Annotated in this window: 27 protein-coding genes; 8 read left to right on the plus strand and 19 right to left on the minus strand. The window is 52.8% G+C overall.

Features of this window, described 5'->3' with window-relative positions; all coding sequences use genetic code 11:
- Positions 1-11 precede the first annotated feature (11 nt).
- The 8 genes from rseP to rpsB all read right to left on the minus strand — a co-directional run bounded on the left by rseP (position 12) and on the right by rpsB (position 7,407).
- Complete coding sequence (gene rseP / locus CWI71_RS10310; RefSeq protein WP_126755193.1) at positions 12-1,367, minus strand: sigma E protease regulator RseP; 1,356 nt, start codon at positions 1,365-1,367, stop codon at positions 12-14.
- Positions 1,361-2,575, minus strand: coding sequence for a 1-deoxy-D-xylulose-5-phosphate reductoisomerase (gene ispC, locus CWI71_RS10315; RefSeq protein WP_126755285.1), 1,215 nt, complete (start codon positions 2,573-2,575; stop codon positions 1,361-1,363). The genes rseP and ispC overlap by 7 nt, the downstream gene beginning before the upstream one ends.
- 2 nt (positions 2,576-2,577) lie before the next feature.
- Positions 2,578-3,441, minus strand: coding sequence for a phosphatidate cytidylyltransferase (locus CWI71_RS10320; protein WP_126755194.1), 864 nt, complete (start codon positions 3,439-3,441; stop codon positions 2,578-2,580).
- Between the two features lies 1 nt (position 3,442).
- Positions 3,443-4,216, minus strand: a complete 774-nt coding sequence (uppS, locus tag CWI71_RS10325; protein ID WP_126755195.1) for a polyprenyl diphosphate synthase — start codon at positions 4,214-4,216, stop codon at positions 3,443-3,445.
- An 81-nt stretch (positions 4,217-4,297) separates the two neighbouring features.
- The gene (frr, locus tag CWI71_RS10330; protein ID WP_420849310.1) at positions 4,298-4,819 is read right to left on the minus strand and encodes a ribosome recycling factor; all 522 of its coding nucleotides are present in this window, start codon (positions 4,817-4,819) and stop codon (positions 4,298-4,300) included.
- A 62-nt stretch (positions 4,820-4,881) separates the two neighbouring features.
- Positions 4,882-5,628 carry a UMP kinase gene (gene pyrH, locus CWI71_RS10335; protein WP_126755197.1) on the minus strand — a complete coding sequence of 249 codons (747 nt, stop codon included), beginning with the start codon at positions 5,626-5,628 and terminating at the stop codon, positions 4,882-4,884.
- A 142-nt stretch (positions 5,629-5,770) separates the two neighbouring features.
- Positions 5,771-6,649, minus strand: coding sequence for a translation elongation factor Ts (gene tsf / locus CWI71_RS10340; RefSeq protein ID WP_126755198.1), 879 nt, complete (start codon positions 6,647-6,649; stop codon positions 5,771-5,773).
- 26 nt (positions 6,650-6,675) lie between these two features.
- Positions 6,676-7,407, minus strand: coding sequence for a 30S ribosomal protein S2 (gene rpsB, locus CWI71_RS10345; protein ID WP_126755199.1), 732 nt, complete (start codon positions 7,405-7,407; stop codon positions 6,676-6,678).
- A 268-nt stretch (positions 7,408-7,675) separates the two neighbouring features.
- Between rpsB and map the strand changes: the two genes are divergently transcribed.
- From map to dapD, 3 genes are read left to right on the plus strand one after another with little or no spacing between them, the layout of a single operon-like run.
- Positions 7,676-8,470, plus strand: a complete 795-nt coding sequence (map, locus tag CWI71_RS10350; RefSeq protein WP_126755200.1) for a type I methionyl aminopeptidase — start codon at positions 7,676-7,678, stop codon at positions 8,468-8,470.
- Positions 8,470-11,085: a [protein-PII] uridylyltransferase gene (glnD, locus tag CWI71_RS10355; RefSeq protein ID WP_126755201.1), complete on the plus strand. Its 2,616-nt coding sequence runs from the start codon at positions 8,470-8,472 to the stop codon at positions 11,083-11,085. Before map ends, glnD begins: the two co-directional genes overlap by 1 nt.
- 44 nt (positions 11,086-11,129) lie before the next feature.
- The gene (gene dapD, locus CWI71_RS10360; protein WP_126755202.1) at positions 11,130-11,954 is read left to right on the plus strand and encodes a 2,3,4,5-tetrahydropyridine-2,6-dicarboxylate N-succinyltransferase; all 825 of its coding nucleotides are present in this window, start codon (positions 11,130-11,132) and stop codon (positions 11,952-11,954) included.
- Here dapD and truC read toward each other — a convergent pair.
- Together truC and CWI71_RS10370 are read right to left on the minus strand one after the other, a co-directional pair.
- A complete protein-coding gene (gene truC, locus CWI71_RS10365) occupies positions 11,934-12,671 on the minus strand; it encodes a tRNA pseudouridine(65) synthase TruC (protein ID WP_126755286.1) in 738 nt (245 codons plus the stop codon). The genes dapD and truC overlap by 21 nt on opposite strands.
- Positions 12,664-13,008 (minus strand): YqcC family protein, encoded by a 345-nt coding sequence (locus CWI71_RS10370; protein ID WP_126755203.1) that lies wholly within the window; start codon positions 13,006-13,008, stop codon positions 12,664-12,666. The genes truC and CWI71_RS10370 overlap by 8 nt, the downstream gene beginning before the upstream one ends.
- Before the next feature lie 73 nt (positions 13,009-13,081).
- On the opposite strand from CWI71_RS10370, the gene CWI71_RS10375 reads away from it, so the two are divergent.
- Positions 13,082-14,110 (plus strand): DUF3549 family protein, encoded by a 1,029-nt coding sequence (locus tag CWI71_RS10375; RefSeq protein ID WP_157981092.1) that lies wholly within the window; start codon positions 13,082-13,084, stop codon positions 14,108-14,110.
- Positions 14,110-14,415, plus strand: coding sequence for a DUF3301 domain-containing protein (locus CWI71_RS10380; RefSeq protein WP_126755205.1), 306 nt, complete (start codon positions 14,110-14,112; stop codon positions 14,413-14,415). The genes CWI71_RS10375 and CWI71_RS10380 overlap by 1 nt, the downstream gene beginning before the upstream one ends.
- On the opposite strand, the gene CWI71_RS10385 is transcribed toward CWI71_RS10380, so the two are convergent.
- From CWI71_RS10385 to CWI71_RS10395, 3 genes are read right to left on the minus strand one after another with little or no spacing between them, the layout of a single operon-like run.
- Positions 14,397-14,726 (minus strand): Mpo1-like protein, encoded by a 330-nt coding sequence (locus CWI71_RS10385; protein ID WP_126755206.1) that lies wholly within the window; start codon positions 14,724-14,726, stop codon positions 14,397-14,399. The two genes, CWI71_RS10380 and CWI71_RS10385, sit on opposite strands and share 19 nt — an antisense overlap.
- Positions 14,719-15,405, minus strand: coding sequence for a GNAT family N-acetyltransferase (locus CWI71_RS10390; RefSeq protein ID WP_126755207.1), 687 nt, complete (start codon positions 15,403-15,405; stop codon positions 14,719-14,721). Before CWI71_RS10390 ends, CWI71_RS10385 begins: the two co-directional genes overlap by 8 nt.
- Positions 15,406-15,442: 37 nt before the next feature.
- Entirely contained in the window at positions 15,443-16,066 is a 624-nt protein-coding gene (locus tag CWI71_RS10395; protein WP_241967713.1) for a SecY-interacting protein Syd, read from the minus strand.
- Between the two features lie 126 nt (positions 16,067-16,192).
- On the opposite strand from CWI71_RS10395, the gene queF reads away from it, so the two are divergent.
- Genes queF through CWI71_RS10410 form a run of 3 tightly spaced genes read left to right on the plus strand, consistent with a single transcriptional unit; the run spans position 16,193 to position 18,828 of the window.
- Positions 16,193-17,035, plus strand: a complete 843-nt coding sequence (gene queF / locus CWI71_RS10400) for an NADPH-dependent 7-cyano-7-deazaguanine reductase QueF (protein WP_126755208.1) — start codon at positions 16,193-16,195, stop codon at positions 17,033-17,035.
- Between the two features lie 29 nt (positions 17,036-17,064).
- Positions 17,065-18,420 (plus strand): nucleotide 5'-monophosphate nucleosidase PpnN, encoded by a 1,356-nt coding sequence (ppnN, locus tag CWI71_RS10405; RefSeq protein WP_126755209.1) that lies wholly within the window; start codon positions 17,065-17,067, stop codon positions 18,418-18,420.
- A 33-nt stretch (positions 18,421-18,453) separates the two neighbouring features.
- Positions 18,454-18,828 (plus strand): DUF3192 domain-containing protein, encoded by a 375-nt coding sequence (locus tag CWI71_RS10410; protein ID WP_126755210.1) that lies wholly within the window; start codon positions 18,454-18,456, stop codon positions 18,826-18,828.
- Positions 18,829-18,830: 2 nt separating this feature from the next.
- Here CWI71_RS10410 and rlmM read toward each other — a convergent pair whose 3' ends face one another.
- From rlmM to CWI71_RS10440, 6 genes are read right to left on the minus strand one after another with little or no spacing between them, the layout of a single operon-like run.
- The gene (gene rlmM, locus CWI71_RS10415) at positions 18,831-19,925 is read right to left on the minus strand and encodes a 23S rRNA (cytidine(2498)-2'-O)-methyltransferase RlmM (RefSeq protein WP_126755211.1); all 1,095 of its coding nucleotides are present in this window, start codon (positions 19,923-19,925) and stop codon (positions 18,831-18,833) included.
- A 15-nt stretch (positions 19,926-19,940) separates the two neighbouring features.
- Entirely contained in the window at positions 19,941-20,582 is a 642-nt protein-coding gene (locus CWI71_RS10420; RefSeq protein ID WP_126755212.1) for an alpha/beta family hydrolase, read from the minus strand.
- Positions 20,575-21,474 (minus strand): transcriptional regulator GcvA, encoded by a 900-nt coding sequence (locus CWI71_RS10425; RefSeq protein WP_126755213.1) that lies wholly within the window; start codon positions 21,472-21,474, stop codon positions 20,575-20,577. The genes CWI71_RS10420 and CWI71_RS10425 overlap by 8 nt, the downstream gene beginning before the upstream one ends.
- 9 nt (positions 21,475-21,483) lie before the next feature.
- Positions 21,484-22,248 (minus strand): SDR family oxidoreductase, encoded by a 765-nt coding sequence (locus CWI71_RS10430; RefSeq protein WP_126755214.1) that lies wholly within the window; start codon positions 22,246-22,248, stop codon positions 21,484-21,486.
- Between the two features lie 9 nt (positions 22,249-22,257).
- Positions 22,258-23,154, minus strand: coding sequence for a 3-hydroxyisobutyrate dehydrogenase (gene mmsB / locus CWI71_RS10435; RefSeq protein ID WP_126755215.1), 897 nt, complete (start codon positions 23,152-23,154; stop codon positions 22,258-22,260).
- A gap of 17 nt (positions 23,155-23,171) precedes the next feature.
- Positions 23,172-24,296, minus strand: coding sequence for an enoyl-CoA hydratase/isomerase family protein (locus CWI71_RS10440; protein WP_126755216.1), 1,125 nt, complete (start codon positions 24,294-24,296; stop codon positions 23,172-23,174).
- Positions 24,297-24,320 lie beyond the last annotated feature (24 nt).

Genomic DNA, 24,320 nt, shown 5'->3' on the forward strand with positions numbered 1-24,320 from the left:
TAAATGTAATCTCACTGCAGCAGCCGCAATACATCATTACTGATTGCAATTGCCATCAGTGCAAAAATCAGCGCCCCGCCAATGCGGTAACTTATCTCTTGCACCCGCTCTGAAACCGCCTTCTTGCGCACACCCTCAATACCGAGGAACAACAGGTGTCCTCCGTCGAGCATCGGCAATGGTAACAGATTAATGATACCGAGATTAACACTGATTAGCGCGAGAAACCCTAAAAAGTAAACCAATCCATAGCTTGCTGAAACACCTGCTCCTTCGGCAATCGCGACCGGACCACTGAGGTTGGTCACGGACACGGTTCCGGTGATCAGCTTACCAATCATTTGCACACTGAGAACCATCAGGTTCCAGGTGCGCTCCGCACCTTTCACTAGGCCATCGACTATACCGTATTGCTGTACAAACCGATAGGCCTCCGGATAAGCTTCGCGACGCGGTTCAACGCCAAGATAACCATAACGCTCGCCTTCTACGACGCGCTCGCCCATCGTCACCGGCACCGTTATCTCATTGCCTTGCCGCAGAATTTCAACATCGACACGCTGTCCTGGTGCCGCCATGATCGCGTCTCGTATTTGAGACCATTCAGCTAACAGAGTTCCGTCAAGTCCAAGAATTTTATCGCCAACCTGCAAGCCAGCTGCTGCGGCCGGCGAGCCTTCCTGCACGTAGGCAAGCTCGGTATAGATGGCCGGTTGGTAAGGCTCAAATCCCAGTGCGGTAAACGTCGGTACCTGTTCATTACCTAAGCGCCAGTCACTGATATCCAGCGTGTAGGTGCGCTGACGTTGCTGTGGGTCCAATACCGTAAGCGTCGCACGCTCATCGCCCAGCGCTGCTGCGAACGCCAGATTTACCTGTTGCCAGTCTTCGGTAAGACGACCATTGACCGAGACAATTTCAGCGGGTGTCGGCAGCTCAACCTGAGCGGCGACAGAATTTGGCGTCACCTCACCAACCACGGGTTTTACCGAAGGCACGCCAAGCAAAAACATGCCCCATAACACCACCACGGCCAACAAGAAGTTGGCCACTGGCCCTGCGGCAACAATAGCGGCGCGTTGTTTGACTGATTTTGAATTAAAACTCAGATGGCGCTGGTTTTCGGGAACGTCATCAACCCGTTCGTCGAGCATGCGCACGTAGCCACCCAGCGGAATGCGGCTAACCTGGTAACAGGTGCCGTCCTTGCCGCGGCGTTGCCAGATCGCTTTGCCGAAACCGACCGAGAACGTCAGTACCTTGACCCCGCATTTGCGGGCCACCCAAAAGTGACCAAACTCGTGGAACGTCACCAGGACTCCCAAAGTGACAATAAAAGCGCCTAATGACCAGATAATTTCTAACATGTGATGGTTTGCTCAATAAATTCATTCGCGCACTGTCGCGCATGCTCATCAAGTGACAAAATTGCATCAATAGAGTTCAATGACAAAGCGCTGTAATCCGCTTCCAGGGTTGTCACAACATGCTGACAGACTCTGGCGATATCGGTAAAACCTATGCCCTCGGCTAAAAATCTGGCCACTGCCACTTCATTGGCCGCATTCAGTGCAGTGGTTGCCCACTGGCCACGCCAGCACGCGTCAATGGCAAGCGCCAGACAGGGATAACGCGCGGCCTCCGCTTCGGCAAAGGTCAAGTTCTGCAAGGCCATAAAATCAAGCGGCTCGACGCCACTATGAATTCGCTCCGGGAAGCTCAGACAGTGTGCGATCGGGGTGCGCATATCCGGACGTCCCATTTGCGCCAACACCGAACCGTCGGTGTAACTGACCATCGAGTGGATCACGCTTTGCGGGTGCAAGACAACTTGTAACTGGTGTTGCTGGCAATTAAATAACCAGCGCGCCTCGATATATTCCAGCCCCTTATTCATCATCGTGGCGGAGTCGACCGAGATTTTTTGACCCATCTCCCAATTCGGATGCGCGCAAGCGGCGGCCGGGGTTTGTGTCGCCAGCTCTGCCAGCGGCAGCTCGCGGAAAGGCCCACCCGAACCGGTGAGAATAATTTTCTCGATACCAGCCTCTGCCAGCTCGCAACTGCCAAGTTGCTGCGTTTCACGCGGCAAACACTGAAAAATCGCGTTGTGTTCGCTATCTACCGGCAAAATCTCAGCGCCACTTTGCCGGGCAGCATCCATAAACAACTGCCCCGACATCACCAACGCTTCTTTATTGGCCAATAACACCCGCTTACCGGCATTCACCGCAGCCAGCGTCGGCGCCAGACCTGCCCCGCCGACAATGGCCGCCATCACGGTATCACTCACTGACGCAGCCGCAACCTGCTGTAACCCATCGCGACCGCTGAGCACCTCAGTGACACAGTGCGGTTGTGCTTGCTGCAGCTGACGTGCCAGTGTCGCGGCGGCTTGCGCATCGACCATGACAACCTGATCCGGATGAAACTCAAGACACAGCTCAAACATTTTCTCGACATTACTGTGCGCAGTTAATGCTGCCACGCGGAACGCCTGCGGATTTTCCCGCACCACCGCCAGGGTGCTCAGACCAATAGAACCGGTCGCACCAAGAATACATAACTTCCGCAGGGTCATAGCAGTAACCAAAGATAGGCCAGAGTAAAGACGGGTAAAGCAGCCGTCAGGCTGTCAATGCGATCCAGCAGGCCACCATGGCCGGGCAATAATGCACCGCTGTCTTTGACGCCAGCGCAACGCTTAAACATGCTCTCTGTCAGGTCGCCAAAAACCGAAACCACGACGGTTAACAAACCGGTAAAGTAAAAGCCACTGTAGAGTTCAGCCGGTACCCGTATCCACTGCGCGACGACCATCATCACCACAAATGCCAGCGCCATGCCTCCACATAGTCCTTCCATGGTTTTGCCCGGGCTTACCGCCGGCATTAACTTGTTGCGCCCATAGCGCACGCCGGCGAAATAGGCACCGACATCGGCCGCCCACACCAGTAGCAAAATAAACAGCAGCACAAAGCCGCCAAATAATGGGTCGCTGTTATAGTCCAGGGAACGGACGGCAAAAAAGCCTGCCGCGGCGGGTATCAGTGTCAGGTAGCCGAATACGCCGGCAATCGAGCGCGTGCGTGACCATAAGCGGCGACTTGAGGGGTAATTAAGCACCAGTAGCGTTGCCACCGCCCACCAGATGCCGCCAGCGACGAGAATCCAGAAATAGAGCGGGTGCAGTTCTTTGCCCTGCCAGATTTGGTCCACCGGCAGGAACCATTGCATGGTTACCAATATGGCGGCGACGGAGAGCGTATAGAGCGCGCGGCTACGCGTCCGGCGCAGCCCCATAATCGGCGACCATTCCCAGGCCGCTCCCAGCATCACCACTGTGATCACCGCCGCGAACCATTCCAGGGCCAGGCCGAAGACACAATAAAGCGCCAGGGGTAGTAGAATCAGTGCTGTTATTAGACGTTGTTTTAACACGTTACTCCCCAGAAGTTACATCAGTATCGAGGATTGCTTGTTGTACCTGCTCACTGGTCAGTCCGTAACGACGTTCGCGACAGCTGAAGTCCGCAATCGCACGGGCAAAAGCGGTATCATCAAAGTCAGGCCATAATACATCGGCGAAATAAAACTCAGCATAGGCCAGCTGCCATAACAAAAAGTTACTGATGCGATGTTCACCACCGGTACGAATCAATAAGTCGGGCACCGGCTGATCTGCCAGGCTCATGCAGGCCGCAAGCTTTTCCTCACTCAGTTCATCAGCCTTAAGCTTACCCTCTTCAACCGCTCGCGCCAACTGCTTTGCAGCATTGACGATGTCCCACCGTCCGCCGTAATTAGCGGCGATATTCAACGTTAGCGCCGAGTTGCCGGCGGTCAGCTCTTCAGCACCGCGGATGCGCTGCTGCAGTTTTTCCGAGAAACCGCTTTTGTCGCCAATAATCTGCAATTTTACATTATGTTTATGCAGTTTTTTGACTTCGCGCTGTAACACGGTGAAAAACAACTCCATCAGCACCGAAACTTCTTGCTCCGGACGCTTCCAGTTCTCGCTGCTGAAGGCGAAGAGTGTTAATGACTGAATGCCCTTTTGCCGGGCAAAAGTGACGGCGCGGCGCACCGCTTCTGCGCCTGCTTTATGACCAAAGGTGCGGTGTTTACCGCGTAACTGCGCCCAACGTCCGTTACCGTCCATAATAATGGCGACGTGTTTGGGCAACCTGATTTTGTCGAACGAAATGCTATCCATGTGCACTGCCGTAAAATGAAAAACGCCGTGCGAGTGTAACCGAACACGGCGCTTAGAACCAATGAGATCACTTCAGACGGTTTAGATTTCCATCAAGTCTTTTTCTTTTTCTGCCAGGGCTTCATCAATTTTGGCAATGTAAAGATCGGTCAGCTTCTGAATCTCTTCAGTTCCGCGACGTTCCTCGTCTTCGGTGATTTCCTTTTCTTTTAAAAGCTCTTTTAAATCATTGTTGGCATCACGGCGAATATTACGCACCGCAACACGACCTTGTTCGGCTTCAGCGCGCACCACTTTAACCAGGTCACGGCGACGCTCTTCAGTCAACGGTGGCAAGGGAATGCGAATCACGGTTCCGGCTGCTGCCGGGTTCAGGCCCAGATCGGAAGTCATGATCGCCTTTTCAACTGCCTGACTCGATGACTTGTCAAAAACGGTCAGTGCCAGCGTACGCGAGTCTTCCACGTTAATGTTGGCTAACTGCTTTAACGGTGTTTCGACCCCGTAGTAGTTCACCATTACGCTGTCGAGCAGACTGGGGTGAGCACGACCGGTGCGCACCTTAGCTATTTGTGAGCGCAACGCATCTACAGATTTTTCCATACGTTGCTTGGCGTCTTGTTTGATTTCGTTAATCACGTTGCTTTCCCTTTTTAATTCTTTACTTAAAGCTTCTCGAGCATTTCTTCGCTAGCGATTAAAGTGCCCTCTTCGGTACCCATAATGACTGAACGTAAGGCACCAGGCTTATTCATATTAAAGACGCGAATCGGCAATTTATGATCACGCGCCAACGTGAAGGCAGCTAAGTCCATCACCTTTAATTGCTGTTGCAAGACATCATTATAACTGATTTGGCGGTAGAGTTGTGCATTTGGTTCTTTATTTGGATCGGCCGAATAGACACCGTCAACCTTGGTGCCTTTAAGTACCAGCTCTGCCTCAATCTCAATACCACGCAGACAAGCTGCGGAATCGGTGGTAAAAAACGGGTTACCGGTACCGGCACAGAAGATCACCACGCGGCCCGATTTGAGCAAGCTGATCGCGTCAGCCCAGTTGTAGCTGTCACAGACACCATTGAGTTCAATTGCTGACATCAGTCGCGCGTTTACAAACGCACGATGCAGTGCGTCGCGCATCGCCAGGCCATTCATGACCGTCGCCAGCATCCCCATATGGTCGCCGACCACACGGTTCATGCCGGCTTTTGCCAGGCCTTCACCGCGGAACAAGTTACCACCACCTATGACCAGGCCGACCTGAACACCCAGCTCAACCAGTTCTTTAATTTCATGTGCCATGCGATCAAGCACTTTGGCATCAATACCAAATGGCTCGTCGCCCATTAATGCTTCGCCACTAAGTTTCAATAAAATGCGCCGGTAGGCTGGTTTAGTCATTGCCGTCATTTTGTGGTTGCTCCCTGTGCAGCATAAATGGTGAATATAAAAGTTGCGTAGTCTCACTCTACGCGAAAAAAAACCGCATCCCAACCTTGTGGGATGCGGTTTTCTTATTTCTGACTCTGCGTCGTCGTTCGCGACATTGGCATTACGCCTTTTTCGCAGCAGCCATTTGTGCTTGTACTTCAGCAGCGAAATCTTCAGATTTCTTCTCGATGCCTTCACCTACTTCGAAACGAACGAAAGTAAGAACATCGGCATTTTTCTGCTTCAGCAATTCGCCAACAGTGATCGAAGGATCTTTCACGAAAGCTTGACCAGTCAGGCTGATCTCGCCAGTGAACTTACGCATACGACCTTCAACCATCTTCTCAGCGATTTCCTGTGGCTTGCCACTTTGCATCGCGATATCAAGCTGAATTTGACGCTCTTGGTCAACAACTGCAGCATCAACGTCTTCTGGCTTCACAAACTGTGGCGCGCTCGCCGCAACGTGCATTGCCAGGTCTTTCGCAAGCTCCAGGTCGCCACCGTTGATAGCAACCAGAACGCCGATACGACCACCGTGAACGTAAGCTTCAACCATGTCGCCACCTTCAATGGTGATCACACGACGTACGTTCATGTTTTCGCCAATTTTCGCGACCAGGTTTTCACGAACTTCTTCAACAGTACCGCCGTCGATAGCAGTCGCTTTCAGCTTCTCAACGTCAGTTTCTTTGTTTTCGAACGCTGCGTTAATTACTTTCTCGCCGAACGCCAGGAAGTTCTCGTCACGGGCTACGAAGTCAGTTTCACAGTTCAGTTCAACCAAAGTACCTACGTTGCCTTCAGTCTTGGTTAAGATCACGCCTTCGGCAGCAACACGACCAGCTTTCTTAGCTGCTTTCGCTTGACCGCTCTTACGCATGTTCTCGATTGCTGCTTCGATGTCACCATTGGTTTCTTGCAAAGCTTTTTTGCAATCCATCATGCCAGCGCCAGTGCGCTCGCGCAGTTCTTTTACCAGAGCTGCTGTAATAGCCATGTGTCAGTATCCTCTTGTTGGATGTCTTATTCAGTTTCTTCCGCTTCAACGAAGTCGTCAGCTTTACCTTCAGGAACAACGCCACGGGCGTCGTTTACGGCAGCTGCGGCAGCGTTCAGGTACAACTGTACCGCACGGATCGCATCGTCGTTACCAGGGATCACGTAGTCAACGCCATCCGGGTTTGAGTTGGTATCAACAACTGCGATAACTGGAATCCCAAGGTTATTCGCTTCTTTAATCGCGATGTGCTCGTGATCAGCATCGATAACGAACAGTACGTCTGGCAGACCAGCCATATCTTTGATACCGCCAAGGCTCTTCTCGAGCTTTTCCATTTCGCGGGTATTTACCAAAGCTTCTTTTTTGGTCAGCTTCTCAAAAGTACCGTCCTGGCTCATCGTCTCAAGCTCTTTCAGGCGCTTGATTGACTGACGCACAGTTTTCCAGTTGGTCAACATACCGCCTAACCAACGGTGGTTCACGTAAAACTGGTTGCAGCTCTCAGCAGCTTCTTTCACTGAGTCAGCAGCGGCACGCTTGGTACCAACAAACAGGATCTTACCTTTGCTGGAAGCAACGTGTTGCAGGTAGTTCAACGCGTCGTTGAACATAGGCACAGTTTTTTCCAGGTTGATGATGTGGATCTTGTTACGAGCGCCGAAAATAAATGGCTTCATTTTCGGGTTCCAGAAGCGGGTTTGGTGGCCGAAGTGCACACCAGCTTGCAGCATATCACGCATTGATACGTTTGCCATGATTCTCTTTCCTTTTTAAGGGGTTATGCCTCCATACATCCCATAGTTCGACCCTCAGCTAAAGCTTCAGGCACCCCGACCTATGTGTCGATGTATGTGTGTGGTTGTTTAAAGTTAATTCTCTGCAATCGAAATTGCGGGCGCTTTATACCACAAAAAGCCTTGCCCACGCAAGTTTTTATGGTCGTTTTTGGCTTCCACGACGGGCCCCTAAATGCTATCCTTGGCGCCATAACTGACCGTTAAAGAATGAGAGATAGGACAAGGCATGAGTATTAGTATTAAGACGCCTGATGAAATCGAAAAAATGCGCGCCGCCGGCCGGCTTGCTGCATCCGTACTGGAAATGATCGAGCCGCACATTCAGGCCGGAGTGACCACCGCAGAGCTGGATAAAATTTGTCACGACTACATTATCGCGCACAACGCCTATCCGGCGCCGCTGAATTATCATGGCTTCCCGAAGTCCGTCTGCACCTCGTTAAATCACGTGGTATGTCATGGCATTCCTAATGATAAGCCACTTAAGAAAGGCGACATTCTTAACCTCGATGTCACCGTCAAGCTTGATGGCTACCATGGCGATACCTCGAAAATGTTTGTTGTGGGCGAGCCCAGCATTCTGGCCGACCGCCTGATTCGTGTCACGCAGGAATGTCTGTACCAAGCCATCAAAATGGTCCGTCCGGGTCTGCGTACCGGTGACTTCGCCGCGGTCATTCAAAAGCACGCTGAACAGCATGGCTATTCGATTGTGCGTGAATACTGTGGCCACGGTATCGGCGCGGTCTTTCATGAAGAGCCACAGATTCTGCATTATGGCACCCCGGGTACCGGTGATGTGCTTGAAGCTGGCATGTGTTTCACCATTGAGCCTATGGTCAACGCCGGTAAGCGGCATACCAAACTGATGCGTGATGGCTGGACCGTGTTGACCAAAGATCGCAGTCTAAGTGCGCAGTGGGAACATACTCTGTTAGTGACCGAAAATGGCGTTGAAGTACTGACGCTGCGTAACGACGAAGACCTGCCGCGCGTGATTGAGCACGCCGAAGCCTCTTAATGAGTGAGTCAGTCTCTGACATTCAATGGCCCAGCCCAATTACCGTTGCGGCTGGGCGCGACTGCCTGGAACGCTACCAGCAGTGGTCTGCCGAAGCCTTCGTTACTGCCGACATTGAAAGTCTGCTGACCGATCGCTCGGCGTTCATTGACAGCCTGCTAAGCCAACTCTGGCAAGAACTCGGGCTACCCACCACCGAACTGGCACTGATCGCCGTGGGCGGCTATGGCCGCGGCACCTTGCATCCGCATTCCGATATTGACCTGTTATTTCTGTATCAGGACAAGCTTTCGCCAGCCGCGGAACATAGTATTGCGCAGTTTATTCAGCTGCTGTGGGACCTGCGCCTTGACGTCGGCCATAGTGTGCGCACCATTGCCGACTGTGAACGGGAAGCCAAAGCGGATGCCAGCGTTGCCACCAGTTTGCTTGAGCAGCGCTTTATCAGCGGTAATGCCGACTTAGAGCAGGCGCTGCGCCAGTTTTTGCACACTGAATTTCCCTGGAGCAGTGATCAGTTCTATCAGGCCAAGCTGAACGAACAGAATGAGCGCCATCAGCAGTATCACAGTACCGCGTACAACCTGGAACCGAATATTAAAGGCAGCCCTGGTGGCCTGCGCGACATTCAGACCATTGGTTGGATCGCCAAGCGCCACTTTCATACGCAAAGCGACGAGAGCCTGGTGCAATACAACTTTATCAGTGCTGCAGAACTGCTGGAATTACGCGAATATCAGGAGTTTCTCTGGCGTATTCGCTTTGCCCTGCATCTGGAAGCTGATAAAAAAGAAGACCGCCTGCTGTTTGACTATCAACCGGCGGTAGCGGCGCGTCTGGGCTATCGTGAAACCGGTAAAGCAGCCGTCGAAGCCATGATGAAAGACTACTTCAATGCAGTAGTCGGCGTCAGTGAGCTTAATGACATGTTACTGCAGTTCTTTGCCCAGACCATACTCAGTGACGCCAAAGATCTCGATAGCTATGTCATCAATGACAAATTTAAAGTGCTGGGCGAAAGCATTGCGGCGCAAAATGATCAGGTTTTTCACGAGCCGACGGCGATCCTTGATTTTTTCCTGGCCATCGCTGAACACCCCAAGATCCGCTATGTGCGAGCGCACACCATTCGTCTGCTACGCAATGCCCGGCGCGACTTGAATTTCCCGTTAAGCGACATTGCCGCCTGCCGTGAGCGCTTTATGACGCTGCTGCGTCATCCCCGCGGCTGTGGTCTGGCCTTCGAACTCATGCATAAGCACAAAATACTGGCGCACTACCTGCCGCAATGGGCACAGATTGTCGGGCAAATGCAATTCGACCTGTTTCATGCCTATACGGTCGACGAGCATACCTTCCGTCTGGTGCGTAACCTCTACCGCTATAACAGCCCTGTTGCAGAAGAAGAGTTCCCGCTGTGCGCGAAAATCGTTGCGGCAATGGACAAGCCGGAATTACTTTATCTGGCCGGCATCTTTCATGATATTGCCAAAGGCCGTGGCGGCGATCATTCCGAATTGGGTGAACGCGACGCCCGTAACTTTGGTTTGCAGCACGGTCTTACTGAAGCCGACACCGATCTCATCGCCTGGCTGGTGCGCCGGCATCTGTATATGTCGGTCACCGCGCAAAAACGCGATATTCACGATCCGGAAGTCATCGAAGAATTTGCCAATAAAGTTGAGACCCAACAACGGCTGAATTATCTGTACTGCCTTACCGTTGCCGATATTCGAGCCACCAACAGCAGCTTATGGAATAACTGGAAAGCCACCCTGTTGGAAAACCTTTACCTGGCCACGCACCGTTATTTGCAGCAACAGCAACCGTCGCCGCAGCGTGAAATGCGCCAGCGCATACACCAGCATCAGTCGCACGCCATGGCCTTGCTGTTAAGTGCCGGCTATCAGGCGCAGGAAGTACAGGAGTTGTGGTCCCGTTTTACCGCCGACTACTTTATCCGCCACCAGCCAGAACAAATCGCCTGGCATTCACAATACATCATGAATGTCACCGACGAAGAACTGTTGCCGCTGATTCTGGTCGGCGACGAGAACCGTCAGGGCACTACTGAGATTTTTATTTACCACCTTGAGCACGAGCACTTGTTTGCGGAGGTCGCCGCCGTGCTTGATCATCAGAACCTGAGTATTCACGACGCCCAGATCCTCGCCACCCGTGACGGCTTTGTCATGGACACCTTTGTAGTGCTGCAAGAAGATGGTGAACCGTTAACCGACGCGCGGCGCATTGAAAGCCTCAAGCAGGAGCTGCACGACGTGCTGCGCGGCCGCCGCTGCGCGCCAAATACCCAACGTCGTCTGCCGCGGCGCTTGCGTAGCTTTAATGTGCCAACCAAAGTTGAGTTTGTTCCCTCGCGGAATGCGCGACGCACGGCCTTCGAGCTGACTGCGCTCGACCGCCCGGGACTGGTCGCCCAGGTTGCGCGGGTGCTGCAGCAACTGGATCTGAACATCCTGACGGCAAAAATTACGACCGTTGGCGAACAAGCCGAAGATTTATTCATTGTTGCGACCGAAGCGAATACCGCGCTTGATGAATCGCAGTGCAATTTGTTACGTGAGCAGATTATCGAATCGCTCGACAGCGTCTGACTCCGACGCCCACCGATAACTTTGTCAGTAGTTAAGGAATACTTATGACCGAATTACAAACTCGAATTGAAACCGCATTTGACCAGCGTAACGAATTTTCACCGAAGCAGGTGCCGGCTCAATTGCGTCAGGATCTGCAACAAGTCATTGAAGCGATTGATAGTGGCGAGTTGCGGGTTGCCGAAAAGCGCGATGGCCAATGGGTGGTTAATGAGTGGCTGAAAAAAGCTGTTTTACTTTCGTTCCGCACCAACGACAATCATATGATGAACGGCGGCGAGACCCGTTTCTTTGATAAAGTCGACAGCAAATTCATTGGTTATGACGATGCCCGCTTCCGTGCTGAAGGCATGCGCGTGGTGCCGCCGGCTATGGTGCGTAAGGGCGCATACATCGGCCGCAATGTGGTGCTGATGCCATCCTATGTCAACATCGGCGCTTACGTCGACGAAGGCACCATGGTTGATACCTGGGCCACCGTCGGTTCATGCGCGCAAATTGGCAAGAACGTCCACCTGTCGGGCGGCGTCGGTATTGGTGGCGTACTCGAGCCACTGCAGGCCAACCCGACGATTATCGAAGACAACTGCTTTATCGGTGCCCGTTCCGAAATTGTTGAAGGCGTGATTGTCGAACAAGGCGCGGTCATTTCAATGGGCGTTTACATTGGCCAGAGTACCCGCATTTACGACCGCGAAACCGGTGAGATTCATCGTGGCCGGGTACCGGCCGGCGCGGTTGTCGTGCCAGGCTCACTGCCCAGCGAAGATGGCAGTCATAGTCTTTATGCCGCGATTATCGTGAAAAAGGTTGATGAAAAAACCCGCGCTAAAGTAGGCGTTAACGAGTTACTGCGCAGCGTCGACTGACATCGCGTCCGGCGCCCGGAAGGCGCACAGAAATGACTCCGGAACAGGCAGTTGCAAGTCAACTGCCTGTTGCGTATGGGGGTGCTGAAAACGCAGTGCGGTGGCAGCTAATAGCAAGCGCTGCACACCAAAATGCTCGCGGAAAAACCGGTTGTGCCGGCCGTCACCGTGGTGACTATCGCCAACAATCGGGTGGCGTAAATGCGCCATATGCCGACGGAGCTGATGTTTACGGCCGGTGCTCGGTGTTAACTCCATCAGTGAGTAACGCGTCGTGGCGTGCTTTTTACTGACCGCATAGGGAAGCTCAACGCGCTGTAAACAACGGTAACTGGTGTGGGCCTGCTGTGCCGCTTTGTCCTGATCGGCAAACTTATCGGCAATCTTATCTAACTCTTCACGCAACGGATAATCCAGGTCGCCGTCGCCCAGATAACCACGTACAACGGCATGATATCGTTTCGCCACGCGGCGCTCAGTGAAAGCAGTGGTCAGTGCGCGTGCGGTAGCGGCGTCTTTGGCGAACAACAGCAGGCCTGAGGTTGGCCGGTCAAGCCGGTGCGCAGGATACACCCGCTGACCAATCTGGTCGCGTAACATCTGCAAAGCAAATTCGCGGGCGTCTTTAGCCAGCCAGCTACGATGCACTAACAAGCCGCTGGGCTTGTCGATAGCAATCAGGCTGTCGTCTTCAAAAACAATGGTCAGCTCAGACATCTTCAGCAAGTGGATCGGCACCACTTAACAACACATCAAACTCACGCAAAATGGTAATCAGGCCTTCGTGGTTTTCCAGCTCATGCCGATAGACATGCGCCGCCATCGGGCTGACCGCGATATTTTGTGGCAACGGATGTTCGCCGTCGATCATATCCCACATGCGCGGCAACATAATAAACTGTAACCACTGGTGAAAATCGAGCTTATCAACGGCAAAAGGCTCGCTGCTCTGTAACTGATGCGGTGCCGGGCACTCGCTCTGCCATAACCCCAGGCCGTTCAGTTCAGCCTCGAGTCGCTCGAGCAACCGCGCAGCGCGTTGTCGTTGGTCCATTACTACCTCCACGACCATTTAAACGTTATAATGGCGCACATCTTTCAGCAAAATGGCCTTTGATGCAAGTCTAATGAGCATTTCGACCCTCTCGCAACTTCTTCGCCAAAGTAATAGTGACTTCCTTTGTTATGATCTTGGTCGCCGGGTGCAACCGATCAGTGCCACCGAGTTTGCCGCTATTGAGAACCAGCAAGCGCCCTACCCTTACCCGGTGCAAGGCCATGCCTGTATTGCGCTGGTATTTTGGCCGCAGTTAAGTGATGCAGGTGTCGAGCCGTTTTTGTGGTTTCTGAAGTTTCCGGTCGACGAGCGCGGTCTGTTAGAACAAAGTACCGTCCAGGAGTTTATCACTTCGGTCATTACCCTGCTTGGGCAACAGGTCACCCATGCCCTGATTGAAGAACAGGAACAGCAATTGCAACAAAGCCCCTACCTGTTCACTCCAGCGGAAGAAAAACGCGCGGCGCTTCACGCCCGGTTGAGTCGACGCTGGCAACGCCCGCCTTCCGTGCACTTTGAGCTGGCGCAAACTGCGCTGGCAGACCCCGAACACTGGCAACAGGTTGGCGTGCAAGGTTTACATGACGTCGCCGCCCGGCTGGCTGACGATACCTCCACCATCAGCGCCATTAGCCAACAGTTCACTCGCTATCCCGAGCCTTTACGTCAGGCGCTGGCCATCGCGCTGGAGCATCAGCCCATCCCCGCTGAGCTTGCCAACCAACTGGCGCGCCAACTACAGCAGCAGCCAGCCGCTGAGTTGCGCGCCGATTTGCTGCGCAGTCTTGCCGGTGCCACGCGTGAAGCTGAGGTCAGCAAGGCCATTGAACATGTATTAGAGGACGCCAGTGCCGACGAATGTGTCATTTGTTGCGCGCGGCTGTGGAGCGCTTTTGATCCTCTATGTACGCCGCATGTACCGTTATTGCCCCTGCTCCGGGCACTGGCGCGGCAGCCCGCTACGATCTTTGCGGCACTGGTGACTGACCTGCTACGCATACCGACACTGCGCCCGCACGTGCTGGTGACCCTACAACGTGACGACTTGCCGGCTGGCGTGCGTGAAGCCTGGCATAACTTTATCGGTGGAGCGCGCTGATGCTCGGTGATGCGATTTTACTGCTGGCGATTGGCTTTATTGGTCTTTTATTCTGGCAAGGACGGCGTCAGGCGGAGCTCGCCCGTATGCATGCAAAGCGCTATTGCGAGCGCAATCAACTACAGTTTCTGGACATTGCCTGGCAAGGCGGCAAACTGGCACGCAGCGGCCGTCATTGGGGCTGGCAGAGCCACTACCAGTTTGCGTTTAGCAGCGATCGTGAACACCGCTACGAAGGTGATTTACATATGCTCAACCTGCGGCTGCAGCATATTGAGACGCCGGTCTATCGCTTACCTGAGTGAGACTTACTGCCACTAAATAAACCACGCCAGAAGTCAGCGTACATCACCCAGTCTCCCAGCAACGAGTACCAGGGGTGCTTGAACGTCGCCGGCTTATTGTGTTCAAAAAAGAAATGGCCAACCCAGGCGAAGCCATAGCCGACCACCGGTACCCACAATAACCACACCCATTGCTGCTGGACCACGGCAGCGGCAATGATAAGTAACACCAACGTACTGCCTATATAATGCAAAGCGCGACAGCGTGGGTCGGCATGCTCAGCCAGATAATGTGGGTAAAATTCGCGAAATGACTGATATTCCTTAGCCATTAGCAGCTTCCTCCTGTTGTTGCTGCGCTTGCTGTTGCGACTTACAGAACAGCAAATCACCACTGACATCGCCGATCTGCAACTCGGTCACCTGCTGGTACCCATGGCCAAGAAACAGCTCCATGTGCTGCGGTTGGGTAATCAGTACGGCAATCCCTTCTGACTGCGGTGCATCCTGCAAGGCCTGACGCGCGGCACGTACCAGCATATCGCCCCAACCACGGTGCTGATAGCGTGGATTGACAGCAATGAAAGCCAGCATATGATAATTTTCCAGACCTAGTTCCTGCTTCACCGCAGACTGAATAATTTCTTCTTTTTCCACCAGCTGCCGGGTACTGACGTAACCAGCGGTTAGCAGCATTTTCAGCCGCCAGTGCCAATACCGCCCCGGGCCAAAACTCTTACCCGGTTCGGTCAGGCAGACCACGCCCAGCAAACTGGCACCGTCAAACAGGCCAATCATTGGCTGCTGGGCTTCCCAAAAGGCGTTCAGCTCTTCACGAATGGCAGCACGTAAGCGTTTTTCGTAGTCCACTTTATGTGCCTGAAACAAGCTCATCAGCAAGGCATCGTCGTGATAGGCCTGATACAGCAGCGAAGCAGCAAGCTTCAGCTCTTCAGCAACTAAATAGCGGAGTTCGCCGGCAAGGGCGTTATCGGCTGCGGTCGTGGTCATGAAACTACCTTGTTATTAGTGTTATGATGACTACAAATTAGCCGATTACGGCCGGGTTTTCTACCACCCTTGGGGTAGATTTGGCTAAAAATTCTGTCAGCGAAGGCGCGAGTTGTTCATGCTGTTGCTGCCCGACAAACTCAAGACCCACAGCACCGCTGGTATTGTCCAGGGTAATCAGCAAATCATCCGATTCTTCTGCGAGCCCCAGAAATAGTGTCACCGGCTGCTTCAAACGGCGTTTCATCAGCACGTGGCCGGCCTGATTTGCCAGCATGCGCTCAGCGTCTTCATCGCAGTGCATATGCAGCAGCCACAACGGGTGCTGCTGCCAGTCAACGGCGAGGTCAGCGCTGAACCAACGTGAAAAATAGGCTTTGAAGTCATCGTGAAACGGCTCCTCTAAAGCATTCATCAAGGCACTGAAATCAAGCCCGCTTTGCTGCCTGACTGGTTGCCAGCGCACCATCTCATTTTCGTCCACAGCGCCCAGATAAATCGGTGCCTGCCAGTCGCCGTTGGCCTCGGTCACTAAGGGGACGCCGGCACTTGCATAAGCGGCAGTGTAGCGTTGCAGCAAATCATCTAAAGCTTCAGTGATCATCATAATTTCATCTCGCGTAATTAAAGGCCGTGCCGGACCGGCAAAGTCGGCGCTCATGCTGGCATCTGCCCGACGCTAACGGTACAATGTCCGACTGGCTGGTGAAAAGTTCGCCAGCAGTGCTGCGGGCTATCGATGCGGCAGGCACGTAAGTAGTGAAGTTTAACAAGGTAAAGCAACGCAATGAAGCAAAGTTCTGCTGAACACTCTCTAGCCCACTTGAGTTTAGGGCAAGCAACCCATTATCCGGAGCATTACGACGCAAGTCTTTTGCAGCCTGTGCCGCGACAACTGAATCGCACCCCTATTGGTATTGCCGAACAGGCGCCTTTACCCTTTCATGGCACAGATTTCTGGACCGGCTACGAGTTGTCCTGGTTAAATCCGGGCGGCATGCCGCAGGTTGCCATCGGCTATTTTCAGGTTCCGGCGACGAGCCCGAATTTAATTGAGTCAAAATCATTCAAGCTTTATCTGAACAGCTTCAACGCGACAAAATGGCAAAGCTGGCAAGAAGTGGAAGAACGCCTGGTGAGTGACCTGACCAGCTGTGCCGGCGCGCCGGTTCAGGTACAATTGCGCGCACCCGACGCCGCAGGCCATGAAGTGGGACGATTATCAGGCAGCTCGCTGGATGATCAGCAGATCAGCATCAGTAGCTATGACTACAACCCTGAGCTGTTACAGCACGCCAGTAACGAACATGTCACAGAGCGCCTGTACACTCACCTGTTAAAGTCGAACTGTCTGATCACCAATCAACCCGACTGGGGCTCGTTAGCCATTCATTATCACGGACGGGCCATCGACCACGGCGCATTGCTACGCTATATTGTTTCGTTTCGTAATCATAACGAGTTTCATGAACAGTGCGTGGAACGCATTTTTATGGATCTCACCCAGCGTCTGGACATTGACAAACTAAGTGTCTACGCACGCTATACCCGACGGGGCGGCCTCGATATCAATCCGTTTCGTTCGAACTTTGAGACGGCTCCGGAACTGACAAGATTGAGTCGTCAGTAAGAAAAGATAAGAAGAAAGAAGGAACTAGAATGAGAATTACTATTTCTCCCCGTGGCAGCATGAGTTTGCTGTCGCAACTGGAAATTGACCGTCTACAGGAATCAAGTGACGAGCAACTCTACCGGCTTTTCCGTAACTGCTGTCTGGCGGTACTCAATGCCGGCAGTAATACTGACAGTAGTGAAGAGATTTTTAATAAGTACGAAGATTTCGACGTTAACGTCTTAAAAACTGAGCGCGGCGTACAGCTGGAGCTGGTGAACCCGCCGGCCGAAGCTTTTGTCGATGGCAAACTCATTGTCGGTATGCAAGAGCTGGTGGAAGCCGTTCTACGCGACATTTTATTCACCGGTGAACGCTATCAGGCACAAACCCTTGATAGCGCCGATACCCATACCCTGACTCACGTGGTATTTGATATCTTGCGTAACGCGCAGGTGGTACAGCCTAATATCGATCCGAATATTATTGTCTGCTGGGGCGGCCACTCCATTAATGAAATTGAGTATAAATACACCAAAGAAGTTGGCTATCAGTTAGGTCTGCGTGCACTCAATATCTGTACTGGTTGCGGTCCTGGCGCCATGAAAGGGCCAATGAAAGGCGCCACCATCGGCCATGCCAAACAACGTATCCCCGACGGTCGTTATCTGGGCTTCACTGAGCCGGGTATCATTGCTGCTGAACCCCCCAACCCGATCGTTAACGAACTGGTGATTATGCCGGATATTGAAAAACGCCTGGAAGCTTTTGTGCGTTGCGCCCACGGCATCGTTATCTTCCCGGGCGGCGCCGGCACCGCCGAGGAGCTGCTGTATATTCTCGGTATCCTGATGCACCCTGCCAACGAAAAACAAGTCTATCCGATTGTGTTGACCGGGCCGTCCAGCAGTCAAAGCTACTTTGAGGCGATTGACGACTTTATTGCTGCCACCCTCGGTGAAGAGGCGCTCAAACTCTATACCATTATCATTAATGATCCCGTTGCCGTGGCGCGCCACATGAAAGAAAGCACTCAGGAAGTGAAAGACTATCGCCGCGAGACCGGTGACTCCTACTGCTTTAACTGGACGCTACACATCGACGAGCCGTTTCAACGGCCGTTCTCACCCACTCACGAGAACGTTGCCAACCTGAACCTGCACCGCGATCAGGAGTCACAATTGCTGGCCGCTGACCTGCGGCGGGCATTTTCTGCCATTGTTGCCGGTAACGTGAAAGAAGAAGGCATTCGTGCCATTCGTGCCAAAGGTGTATTCGAAATTCACGGCGAACGCGAGATGATGCGGAAACTCGACGTATTGTTACAGGCGTTCGTCGAACAAGGCCGGATGAAACTGCCAGGTTCAGTGTATTATCCCTGTTATCGTGTTATTACCGATTAACATTCGGTTGCAGTCAAAGAAAGAGGCGCTGTTATGTCAAAAATGATGAAAATCATTTTAATTGGATTTGTGGTCTATCTGGGCATCACGGCGCTGATTCTTGCTCTGTATAAGGCTGATCCCGAGAGCATGAGCTGGCAGGAACGTGAAACGTTCAATCTCAAGCAGATTGGCCGTCTTGATCTGGGAATTCCTAAAGAAGATGTCATTCGCCTGCTCGGCTCACCGGATATCAGTGAAGCCAAAGCAACCAGCAATGGTGAAGAAGTGCTGATTCTGTTTTATCGCACGCACCATGTGAAATCAGACGGCATTACCACTCGCGATGAATGCACGCCTTTACTATTTAAAAACGGCGACCTGATTGCCTGGGGCGCTGACGCGTACCAGGACTATCAGGAGTTTTAAATTCACAGCCAGCGAATATGTACGGTGATCTCTTCACGATCGTGATAGAGCTGTTTCGCCTGTAACTCGAATTTACCACGGCCCTGCTCCTGCAGGGTTTCTTTAATGTGTTGCAGGTACTCAGAAACCGCCGCATAACGCCGTTTCATCGGCAGTTTGAGGTTGAAAATAGCCTCTTTGCAGTCGCCAGCCAGCAACCAATCCGTCATTAACTCACCGACCCGCGCCGGCTTTTCTACCATATCGCAAACCAGCCAGGTCACATTTTTCTTTTTCGGACGGAATTTAAAGCCGTCTTCCTGAATGTGCTTCACCTGCCCGGTTTCCATCAGCGCTTCCGCCATGGGACCATTATCAACCGCCTGTACCATCATGCCACGGCGCACCAGCTGATAGGTCCAGCCGCCAGGCGCTGCGCCTAAATCCACCGCGTTCATACCCGAGCTGATCCGCTCCTCGCGCTCATGCGCAGGAACAAACACCTGAAATGCCTCATCGAGTTTCAGGGTCGAGCGACTCGGCGCGTCACCCGGCATGCGCAAACGTGGTATACCCATCAACCAGGGCGATTGGTTAAAGCTGTACGAAAAACCCAGCACCACATGCTGATTCGAGATAAAAAAGGCATGCAACGTCGGCCGCCGGTCACTTTCTTTATCCGTCATCCAACCCGCCTGGCGTAAGCCCTGGCGCAGCGGCACGGTAAATTTACGGCAGAACTTTGACAGCTCTTTACCTTCGTTGGTGTCAGGTGTTTCCACTCGTAGTGAACCGGCAGGCTTAATGCCGGCGAAATTTTCATTCACCGTTTCATCAAGTAACGCCAGCTGCAACGCCGATACCCGATCCTGCGTCGGTAAGTCGCTCACCTCGGCGACAATAGCGATAAACTGGCGGGTAAATACCAGCTCATTAAGCGCCAGTTTCTTCGCTAAATGCTCCGCTTCTTCGGCCGCGCAACGGTAGATCACATAGCCCTGCCCGCTCTGAGTCTGACAATAACCATAACTGCCCAGTAACGCGGTTTTGTCCTGTAACTCGGCGGCACAATCGCTTTCAAAGCCAGGACGGCAATAAGCAATTAATCCGTTCAACATAAATTCGTCCTTTGCTTAAGAGGTTGCCTGGCGGCTGGTGACAAAATCGACGACCTTATCAATGGCACTCTGCCACATCGCGCGCCGCTCAATTCCACTACGTTTGGTCGGTTCAAAGCTATGGTCCGCGTGCTTTAACCAATGCAACTGAACATTCTCAGGTAAACGATAACCCGCTACTTCAGCAGGTTTACCAAAGCCATCGCGCTCGCCCTGAAGGATCAGGTTGGCCGCACAGTGGTTGGCCAGATCGTCAATACGTAACTTGTCGGGCTTGCCCAGCGGGTGGAAGGGAAAACCCAAACCAATGGCGCCTTGCGCACCTACTTCGTCGGCAACGCGAAAGGCGACCCGCGCGCCCATCGACTTACCCATGACAAACAGTGGCCGGTCATCGTCAAATTGCGCAGCGACGGTACGCATGCAGTGTTCGAGTTGCGGCATTGGGTTCGGTGGCCGGCGTACACCGCTGTCCATAAACTTCTGCCAGTACGGGAAGTTAAACCGCACAATATCAATATCATGCAACGCCAGCCCAAGGGAAAAAAATTGCATGAAGTCGCTTTGCAGTCCAGCGCCGGCACCATGGGCAAACAGAATGCGTATGGCACCTTCAGGATTATCGCGCTGAATCGCCACCCGCTGTGCGTCACTCATAGGCGTCTTCTTCCTCTTCAACTACTTTCAGCAGCCAGTTGCGAAAGGTGGCGATTTTACCGATTTCTGCCTGAGAGTCACGACAAACCAGATAAAAAGCTTTCTCGCGCGGTAATACTTCAGGGAATATCTGAATTAAGTGCCCGGCATCAATTTCCGGTTTGACCAGCACGTTATTCGCCAGCGCAATACCCTGCCCGTGCACCGCTGCTTTTAACGCCAGATTCGAATGGCTGAAAATGGGACCGTTATCACCTTTATTTTTATCAATCCCCACTAACTTGAACCAGTCTTTCCAGGCGTTGCGCGTTTCATCATGCAATAGCGTGTGATTCAACAGATCTTTGGGCTCGCGTAACGGTTTTGAACCATTTAATAAAAGCGGTGAGCAAACCGGCAACAAGTACTCATTATGCAGCTTGTAGGCTTTAAGACCGGGCCATTTGCCGGCACCATAATAAATTGCGACATCAACATCGTCGGTCAATGAGCCATCGACTTCGTCGACCGCGCGAATGCGCACATCAATTTCGGGATAGGCTTCGCGAAAGCGGCTCAGGCGAGGCACGAACCATAAGATGGCGAAACTCGGTGGTAAGCTAATGGTCAGCGAGCCGCGCTCCGAGGCACTTTTCAGGCGTTCCGTAGCCTGGACTAAGTGATCGAAGATCTCTTTCAGTTCAAGGTAATAAGTCTGGCCTTCGGGGGTCAGCAACAACGAGCGGTTGCGGCGGATAAAAAGTTTTACCCCCAAAAAATCTTCCAGGCCTTTGACCTGGTGACTCACTGCTGCCTGCGTGACAAAAAGTTCATCCGCAGCACGGGTGAAACTTAAATGTCGCGCGGCAGCTTCAAAGGCCTTTAATGCATTTAATGGGGGTAATTTTCTCATTGCAGTCGGTTAGAGTCGGACGCCTCCGTCTATTTCTACCACACGACCGCTGAAAAAGTCATTCTCAATAATGTAGCGTGCGCTGTGCGCAATTTCATCCGGCTGTCCCCAACGGCGTAGCGGTACCATGCTCAACGCACGTTCAATAGCTTCCGGCTTCATTGCTGCTGTCATGGGTGTTTCGATAAAGCCAGGTGCAATAGCACCACAACGAATACCAAACCGACCCAATTCGCGCGCCCAGGTAACGGTCATCGCGACCACACCAGCTTTGGTCGCGGCATAGTTGGTCTGGCCGATATTACCCGCACGGGCAACACTGGAAATATTAATAATGACCCCGCCGTTACCAGCTTTGGCCATATGTGCCGCGGCCTCACGACCACACAGGAAGCTACCGCTCAGGTTCACGTCAAGCACTGACTGGAATTGCTGCAGCGGCATTTTATGCGTAATTTCGCCGTCTTTGCATTTGATCAGCATGCCATCACGTAAAATACCGGCGTTATTGATCAGTACGTTAATTGCGCCAAAGTCCTCAACGATGTCGTTGAATACACCTTCCACCGCTGGCTCGTCGGTCACGTTTGCGACGTAGCCTTTGACTTTGCTGGCGCCTTTCTCGCGGCACAGTGCTTCGGCTTCATTCAGCGTTTCCTGATTCATGTCGATCAGCGCCAGCGCCGCACCTGCGGCAGCAAAATGCTCGGCCATGGCACGGCCTAGCCCTTGTGCGCCACCGGTAATAACGATTGTACTCGTTGCGATATCCATCCAATGCTCCTACTTCTTAGTTTGCGGCGTAACATACTTGAAAATGCTGGAAAAGTCTTCCCGGCCATGACCCAGTTGTGCCCAACTACGATAAAGATTCAACGTCAGCGAGCCCATGGGCGTACTTGCGCCGCTACGCAGCGCCGCCTGCTGCGCCAGGCCCAGGTCTTTGGCCATCAGGTCGACCATAAAACCGCCCTGGTAGCCGTTGCTCGATGGCACGTTTTCCATGACATCCGGACACGGGTTGTAGACTTCCAGCGTCCAGTTACGGCCCGAGCTTTGCAGCATAATTTCTGACAGCACTTTCGGGTCCAACCCATGGGCAATGCCCAGTTGCAACGCTTCTGAAGTGCCGGCCATTAACACCGAAAGCAGCATGTTATTGCAGATCTTCGCGACCTGCCCCGCACCAGCGTCGCCGGCACGAAAGACATTTTTGCCCATGGCATTCAGTACATCGCGGGCTTTATCAACAGCTGCTTCATCGCCACCACAGATAAAGGTCAGAGTGCCGGCTTTCGCGCCGCCAACGCCGCCCGATACCGGTGCGTCGATAAAGCTGATTTGGCTGGCAGCCAATTCTTTACTGAGCTTACGCGCGGTTTCGGCACTGATGGTGCTGCAGTCAATGACCAAAGTTTTGGTATCCAGCACCTTATGCAGGCCTTTGTCACCCAGATACACGCCTTCAACGTGATGATCGGCAGGTAGCATCGAAACTACAAAGTCTGCGCCGGTGGTCACGTCAGTGAGCTCACTAGCGACACTACAACCGGCTTCACGCGCCTGTTGCAATGCTGCCTCTGACAAATCATAAACTGTCACCGCATGTCCGGCCTTGACCAGATTGGCGGCCATCGGTCCGCCCATATTGCCAAGTCCAATAAAGCCAACTTTTGCCATATCGTGTTCCCTCGTTATTATTGACAGCCTAAATCATTCAGCGGGTGCTCGTCTTTTTCCCACGGCGAGGTAAAAAACACGTCGACTTCTTCGGCATCCACCGCAGCAACATTTTCATGCTGCCATTTCGGCTGTTTATCTTTATCAATCAGTAAGGCGCGGATGCCCTCGGCAAAGTCGCCACGGGTCGCACACTTCACTGACAGGGTCAGTTCTAATTTAAAGCAGTCCGCCAGTTTCAGGTCTTTGCCCAGATGCAACTGGTTCCAGACAATATGTGCCGTCATCGGACAGCCGTTCGCCAGGGTTTTGCTGGCCCGGCTTAACCATTTATCATCTGACTCGTGACTGGTAATCGCATCAACGACCGCCACTACATCATCACCGTCGGTCAGCTTCTTAATCAGATCATGGTGTGGCTCTACCTGAGCGGCAGGACGTAACTTACTGTCGCCCTCGCCAAAGCCTGCCAGCACATCGGTCACTTTCTGCTGATTCAGGCTCGGGGTCTCGCCAAATTGAATATCTGACAATGCCGAAAGTACTTCTTCTTTATTGTCACTGGCGACAAAGTGATCCGCCAGCTTCAGAAACAGCGCATCCGTAGCGTTCATATGCGCGCCGGTTAAACCGAGGAACAAGCCACAACCGTCCGGCATCTGATTGAGAAAATGCGTGGCGCCGACATCCGGGTACAAACCAATGCTAATTTCCGGCATCGCCAACAGTGAATTTTCCGTGACAATACGGTGACTGGCGCCATTCATCAGCCCCATGCCGCCGCCCATTACAATACCGTTGCCCCAGACCACAAATGGCTTGGGGTAACAGTGAATCGTATGGTCAAGCCGGTATTCCTGGCTGAAAAAGTCGGCCACCTCGTCGACCAGTTCACCGGGCTGATCTTTCATTGCTTTGTACATCGCAACAATATCGCCACCTGCACAAAATGCCTTTTCACCAGCACCTTCAAGCCAGACTGCGGCGATGTCATCATCGCCGGCCCACTCGTTCAGTTGCGGCTGCAGGCGCTGAATCATCTCCAGACTCAGCGCGTTAAGTGACTTCTCGGCATTCAACCGGGCAATCCCGATACGCTTACCACAACGAGTTTCACGTTCTTCGAATTGCACTACGCTCATAGGAACTCCTTAACCTTGATTCGT

Origin of the sequence: Pseudidiomarina insulisalsae (genome assembly GCF_003987065.1) — a bacterium.
Classification (GTDB): domain Bacteria; phylum Pseudomonadota; class Gammaproteobacteria; order Enterobacterales; family Alteromonadaceae; genus Pseudidiomarina; species Pseudidiomarina insulisalsae.

Bases quoted from the DNA above. Each gene is read 5' to 3' on its own strand.
- rseP (WP_126755193.1), bottom strand. From the start codon at position 1,367: ATGTTAGAAATTATCTGGTCATTAGGCGCTTTTATTGTCACTTTGGGA.
- uppS (WP_126755195.1), bottom strand. From the start codon at position 4,216: ATGGATAGCATTTCGTTCGACAAAATCAGGTTGCCCAAACACGTCGCC.
- frr (WP_420849310.1), bottom strand. From the start codon at position 4,819: ATGGAAAAATCTGTAGATGCGTTGCGCTCACAAATAGCTAAGGTGCGC.
- pyrH (WP_126755197.1), bottom strand. From the start codon at position 5,628: ATGACGGCAATGACTAAACCAGCCTACCGGCGCATTTTATTGAAACTT.
- tsf (WP_126755198.1), bottom strand. From the start codon at position 6,649: ATGGCTATTACAGCAGCTCTGGTAAAAGAACTGCGCGAGCGCACTGGC.
- rpsB (WP_126755199.1), bottom strand. From the start codon at position 7,407: ATGGCAAACGTATCAATGCGTGATATGCTGCAAGCTGGTGTGCACTTC.
- map (WP_126755200.1), top strand. From the start codon at position 7,676: ATGAGTATTAGTATTAAGACGCCTGATGAAATCGAAAAAATGCGCGCC.
- glnD (WP_126755201.1), top strand. From the start codon at position 8,470: ATGAGTGAGTCAGTCTCTGACATTCAATGGCCCAGCCCAATTACCGTT.
- dapD (WP_126755202.1), top strand. From the start codon at position 11,130: ATGACCGAATTACAAACTCGAATTGAAACCGCATTTGACCAGCGTAAC.
- truC (WP_126755286.1), bottom strand. From the start codon at position 12,671: ATGTCTGAGCTGACCATTGTTTTTGAAGACGACAGCCTGATTGCTATC.
- CWI71_RS10370 (WP_126755203.1), bottom strand. From the start codon at position 13,008: ATGGACCAACGACAACGCGCTGCGCGGTTGCTCGAGCGACTCGAGGCT.
- CWI71_RS10375 (WP_157981092.1), top strand. From the start codon at position 13,082: ATGAGCATTTCGACCCTCTCGCAACTTCTTCGCCAAAGTAATAGTGAC.
- CWI71_RS10380 (WP_126755205.1), top strand. From the start codon at position 14,110: ATGCTCGGTGATGCGATTTTACTGCTGGCGATTGGCTTTATTGGTCTT.
- CWI71_RS10385 (WP_126755206.1), bottom strand. From the start codon at position 14,726: ATGGCTAAGGAATATCAGTCATTTCGCGAATTTTACCCACATTATCTG.
- CWI71_RS10390 (WP_126755207.1), bottom strand. From the start codon at position 15,405: ATGACCACGACCGCAGCCGATAACGCCCTTGCCGGCGAACTCCGCTAT.
- CWI71_RS10395 (WP_241967713.1), bottom strand. From the start codon at position 16,066: ATGAGCGCCGACTTTGCCGGTCCGGCACGGCCTTTAATTACGCGAGAT.
- queF (WP_126755208.1), top strand. From the start codon at position 16,193: ATGAAGCAAAGTTCTGCTGAACACTCTCTAGCCCACTTGAGTTTAGGG.
- ppnN (WP_126755209.1), top strand. From the start codon at position 17,065: ATGAGAATTACTATTTCTCCCCGTGGCAGCATGAGTTTGCTGTCGCAA.
- CWI71_RS10410 (WP_126755210.1), top strand. From the start codon at position 18,454: ATGTCAAAAATGATGAAAATCATTTTAATTGGATTTGTGGTCTATCTG.
- rlmM (WP_126755211.1), bottom strand. From the start codon at position 19,925: ATGTTGAACGGATTAATTGCTTATTGCCGTCCTGGCTTTGAAAGCGAT.
- CWI71_RS10420 (WP_126755212.1), bottom strand. From the start codon at position 20,582: ATGAGTGACGCACAGCGGGTGGCGATTCAGCGCGATAATCCTGAAGGT.
- CWI71_RS10425 (WP_126755213.1), bottom strand. From the start codon at position 21,474: ATGAGAAAATTACCCCCATTAAATGCATTAAAGGCCTTTGAAGCTGCC.
- CWI71_RS10430 (WP_126755214.1), bottom strand. From the start codon at position 22,248: ATGGATATCGCAACGAGTACAATCGTTATTACCGGTGGCGCACAAGGG.
- mmsB (WP_126755215.1), bottom strand. From the start codon at position 23,154: ATGGCAAAAGTTGGCTTTATTGGACTTGGCAATATGGGCGGACCGATG.
- CWI71_RS10440 (WP_126755216.1), bottom strand. From the start codon at position 24,296: ATGAGCGTAGTGCAATTCGAAGAACGTGAAACTCGTTGTGGTAAGCGT.